At 33.1% G+C, this 4,820-nt stretch carries 4 protein-coding genes; 2 read left to right on the top strand and 2 right to left on the bottom strand.

Annotated elements, in window-relative coordinates; translation table 11 throughout:
• Positions 1–550: 550 nt before the first annotated feature.
• A complete protein-coding gene (locus tag F6K13_RS18605; protein WP_287287972.1) occupies positions 551–1,627 on the bottom strand; it encodes a DUF3466 family protein in 1,077 nt (358 codons plus the stop codon).
• A 145-nt stretch (positions 1,628–1,772) separates the two neighbouring features.
• On the opposite strand from F6K13_RS18605, the gene F6K13_RS18600 reads away from it, so the two are divergent.
• On the top strand, positions 1,773–1,916 hold the full coding sequence (locus tag F6K13_RS18600; RefSeq protein WP_287240011.1) for a hypothetical protein: 144 nt from the start codon (positions 1,773–1,775) through the stop codon (positions 1,914–1,916).
• 1,516 nt (positions 1,917–3,432) lie between these two features.
• Positions 3,433–3,882, top strand: coding sequence for an SRPBCC family protein (locus tag F6K13_RS18595; protein ID WP_124147472.1), 450 nt, complete (start codon positions 3,433–3,435; stop codon positions 3,880–3,882).
• A gap of 31 nt (positions 3,883–3,913) precedes the next feature.
• Here the strand turns inward: F6K13_RS18595 and F6K13_RS18590 are convergent, their stop codons facing one another.
• The gene (locus tag F6K13_RS18590; protein WP_124147471.1) at positions 3,914–4,591 is read right to left on the bottom strand and encodes a DUF2834 domain-containing protein; all 678 of its coding nucleotides are present in this window, start codon (positions 4,589–4,591) and stop codon (positions 3,914–3,916) included.
• Positions 4,592–4,820 lie beyond the last annotated feature (229 nt).

Raw genomic sequence — 4,820 nt, 5'->3', positions numbered from 1 at the left:
ACCCCAGAAATGCTGAAGCAGGGATTAGTGCAGAAGATACAAAGCGTCACCCTCGTTACTACTTGCCTGTGAGAACTATCGTATTATGTCGATAAATTGCGCAAATTGTTAACTAAGTCGAAACTCTCTCCTTAAGGACAGTTTTTAAATTAAATATAGATTTTAAGGGCAAGAGAGCCAACTTTTCTAGTAAGATAATTAATCAAGCTTTTATCGTAAACTAAAAGCAATAGCTGATGGCTGATGGCTGAATGCTTACTTTTAAAGGAGAGGTAATTATTAATTATTAATTGTTGAATTTGTAGCTTTGCTTCTAGAAATAGAGGCAAAGCGATATTTATTACAGTTTGAGTATGAATTATCTAGGAAAACCACTACCTATAAATATCTAATTGTATTATCTATTATCTCTGTTAGGAAATGGGTGTATCTCATATTTGCTATTTGCAAAAATACTTTTTTCCTATTCCCTATTCCCTGTTCCCTGTTCCCTGTTCCCTGTTCCATAAAATCAATAATTTTTTGGCTTTATTCAAAATTGAGATGCACCCTAGGAAATAGGTGTTAACAGAAAAGAACAACTACTTTTATCTTTCATTCCCCATCCAACAATTTGCCCATGATTATTAATAGATCGTGCTTCCTTAAGAACCCAACCAGAGGAAGGATCGATCAAATCATTTAGGTCTTGCATCTGATTAAGACTATCCCAAATAAAAGCTCTTTTAGCCCATCCTTCTTGCTCTGTATTTATTAGCTTGTCAGAAGAACCAACTATTAGACCAAAATCATTAATACTATTAGCTTCACTGTCAAAAAATTGTAAGTTGACATTATTAGAAATAGTACCAAGGTCTTGAAATTCCTCACTGCCATTCCACAAAAAAGCTCGGTTATTGTGTTGAGGCATAGAATAAAAACCAATCACCTGGCCAGACCTATTAATATCTGAACCTAAAAAACCTGGTAATTCTTGGATATCTTTGTCACCATTCCATATAAAAGCCTTTACGATTAAATCTGAAGAAACAGAATAGCCTACTACTTGACCAGAATAGTTAATTGCGTAGGCACTACTTTCTATATCATCAGAAATACTAAGATTTTGTATGCCTTTTGTCTCATCCCAAATAAAAGCTTTTCTTTGACCATTATTAGTGACAGAAAAACCTACTACTTGACCAGAATTATTAATACAATAAGCCTCACTCAAATTATTACTTTTGGAATCAAGGTGATGTATTCCTTTTGTCTTATCCCAAATAAAAGCTTTCCGTTGACCACAATCATATACAGAATAGCCAACTACTTGGCCATAATCATTAATACTATAGGGACAGCTAGAATGATTACCAATAGTACCAATATCTTGCATACCTTCGTCAGAGTCCCATACAAAGGCTTGTTTTTGCCCTATATCGTTAATTGAATAACCAACTATTTGAGCAGAGTCGTTAATATCTTTGGCTACACTTACATAGTCTCTAAATGTACCTAAGTCAGTCAGCTCATAACAAGAGGCAGCAGTAGTAACATTTGATTGTGTTACACTGGGCATCCGTAATTTTGATGAGACTGGGAAAGTATGGATTTTATGAGCCATAGATTGAGATAAAATCATAGTCATTTGTAATTTATTTAGGGGTTATCTAAAATTTTCGCTTTACTAATTACTAACCAAGAATAAAATAAGTAATTACGTTCAATTTCATAATCAATCAGCCATTTATATTAGGCATCTAAGTTATGAGATAATAATAAAAAATGTAATTTTGACAGCCAATTATGACCAGTTAGGTAAAGATATTGTAGAAGTATCAGCAGGTGAACCAGGAAAAAAAAGTTACTTAAACTATTTTCGTGAAGTCCAACAAAAATTCGCTCAAGAACAAAAATTTAGTGGACATAAAGCCTAGGTTGGCGAACCAAGAATTAAAACTCCCAAAAAAAGCCAAAAAATAGAGATTTAACTGAATCGGAAAAGTTGAAAAACAAGGGAATATCTTCAAAAATTATTTTTGTTTAACATATAATTAGATTGATAAAAATTTTCAGAGTAGTCCAAGAAAGATTTAGGTTAAAACCAGAAAAATATGAGCAAATAGTCATAATTATTTGTGGTATTGTTCGACTACGAATAGGTACATTGATTTTGTAGTAGTAAATCCTCCTTGCTCTAGATATAAATCAGTTAACTACTATGGCTACTTCTTTTGAGAGTTTGTAATAGTAAGTATCTGAAATACTGATTTTACCGTAAAAATTAACTATCAACAGTAGATAGCGATCGCTCATCAAAAGATAGCTATAGTAAGTGTTTGACTATTTTCGGACGAGGTCTATTAGTCTTTTTTTTATATATTTTCTTTGCTCCCATGAATATTGTTCGCTTTAAAGTTCAATCAATCAACTTGAATAACATCATAAATTAATAAGATTTTTATATCTATACTTACGACATATCTTTACTGATTCTTCATAAAAGTAGCAATTATTTTGAATTTGCTTTACCAAATCTTCATATTATAATAGAATTTTCTCAAAAGTATATCATTTATATTTCAATTTCAAGTACGCAATATCTCTAAATTTTTACTGGTAGTGTTCAATTTCACTCAAGTTTGCACCTTAGTAAGTATGTTATTTAGTGATCTGTGCAATATTTGTTTATACAAAATTTTCCCATAAATCCATAAATTGATTAGTCTTTATACATGATTAAAAATCAACAAAATTAAATTTAAGTTAGTACGAAAAAATACTTGTGTAAAAAGAAACAATTTATGCTTAAGTAATAGACTAATTGGGAAAAAGTAAAGTTTATTGAAATAAAAAACCCCTCTAAGTTTAGAGGGGTTATGTCAGATTAAGTAGGGTTTACTGAATAAGTCTTATGAGTGGGGGTAGGAGTCAGAATTCAGGAGGAATGAAGAATTACAGAGGATGTATTTGGAACAATTTTCCCTCAATTTTTCTGCCGTTGTCTACTTAAAATCCCCACATTTTCAGCTTAAAGGATCAAAAACCTTATGCTTTTTTATACATCCATTGGCTAATATCTTTATATATCAATGCTTTTAGATTTAATCAGCAAGCCAAGTATTTTTGATTAGTTTTTGACCTTAGCTTTTACTTCCAGTCTCAGACTAAAGCACTAACGACCAAAAAGCCAAGTAGAACTGCAACTTTATGGTAGAATATACTTAAATTTTCCAGATTCAGTTAAAATTTGAATTGAAGAAGGAGACAGGAGACAGGAGACAGGAGACAGGAGGAAAATTACATGGGGATAGTCAACGACCTGCCGCTCCGCGTCTACGCTCCCCCAAGTAATTTTGAACACCCCCGTTGACGGTGGGGTATTAAACCCACAAAGAAAATGATAAAAATAATTTAGAAAATAATAATTGTGATAAGTTTTGAGGACTTAAAATGTTGCACTTTCGGTATTCAACCTTAATCGATGCACCAGTTGAAGTTGTTTGGGAATTTCACGAACGTTCCGATATTCTGCAAATACTTACCCCACCTTGGCAACCGGTACAAGTCATTCGTCGTCAAGGTGGACTAGAAGTAGGGGCTATATCAGAATTTCAAATTTGGCTCGGTCCAATTCCTGTGAGGTGGGTGGCCCTACATACGGAATATGAAAAATATCGTCTGTTTACTGATGAACAAAAAGAAGGGCCAATGGATAGTTGGACTCATCGTCATCAATTTAGTGAAGAAGATGGTAAGACTAGGTTAACTGATGCGATCGCATTTTCTTTGCCTGGAGATTGGTTAGCAGAATCTGTTTTAGGTTGGTGGGTAGATTCTCGACTAGAGGACATGTTTCGGTATAGACATGATATTACAAAACGGGAATGCCAACAAAGTTAAAGTAATGGATTTATTTTCAGGTTTCCTACTATCAATTTGCTGTAGCTTCTTGTTTATTTGATATTGTAGATGTATCTGCTGCTAATAGAGGCGAACGTACAGATAAATAAATTAATGGACCTAAAAGTGGAACTAATGCTATCCAATACCACGGAGATTTTTTCATTCCTCGCCTGCTCATATCATCTCCTAATAAAGTGGGAAATAATAGACACAACAGACAAAAATCTAAACTCATTACATGAATAAATCTACTACTTTGCCACTGTTGAATAAAATCTTCCCAGTCACCATTTTTTAAACCGTATATTAGTAATAAAATTGTACCTACTGTTAAAGCAATTCCTAAAATTCGAGAATCTAAAATATTTAAAAATAAGTTCTTTTTTCCTGAAAATTTTGGATTAGGTTGACGCCATCCTAGATAGGGTAAAATAGCAAATGCTCCGACTCCAAATGATAATGTCGAGAATAACCATGCTGGTATTTTTTTTCCTCTGCCGTCAAAGAACATTAAACAACTGTAAATCAACGGCCATATGCCCATAATATTGAATAGAGATACAATTAATGGATTGATATTTTCCCATTGACCTGTTGACAATTTTTGGATTAATTCTAAGGTATCTGGTTGGTCAGGAGGTGCTAGCAGAAATGCGTAAGTGCTAAACCCAATCCAAAGTAACCACAAAGCTATTTTTTTTAACATAAGTTGTTTGGTAGTTGTTTAGTAATAAAATTTTTTTCTTGCTTTGTTGAAATGTCAAATTATTTGATGAAATATTATTACCGAAAAATTGTGGTCTAAAGTCTCCGGATAAAAAAAGAGAATATTCCTAATGTCAAGCCTCCCTATTGCAGGAAGTACAGTTAGCATGGCTCCTCCGTAGGAAGCTAACTGTTAACTGATAACTGAAATAACTGCCTGCTGATTTTGC

This window comes from Okeania sp. SIO2B9 (assembly GCF_010672505.1).
GTDB classification, from domain to species: domain Bacteria; phylum Cyanobacteriota; class Cyanobacteriia; order Cyanobacteriales; family Microcoleaceae; genus Okeania; species Okeania hirsuta.
This window is presented reverse-complemented; position numbering and strand designations above follow the sequence as displayed.

Bases quoted from the DNA above. Each gene is read 5' to 3' on its own strand.
- F6K13_RS18605 (WP_287287972.1), bottom strand. From the start codon at position 1,627: ATGACTATGATTTTATCTCAATCTATGGCTCATAAAATCCATACTTTC.
- F6K13_RS18595 (WP_124147472.1), top strand. From the start codon at position 3,433: ATGTTGCACTTTCGGTATTCAACCTTAATCGATGCACCAGTTGAAGTT.
- F6K13_RS18590 (WP_124147471.1), bottom strand. From the start codon at position 4,591: ATGTTAAAAAAAATAGCTTTGTGGTTACTTTGGATTGGGTTTAGCACT.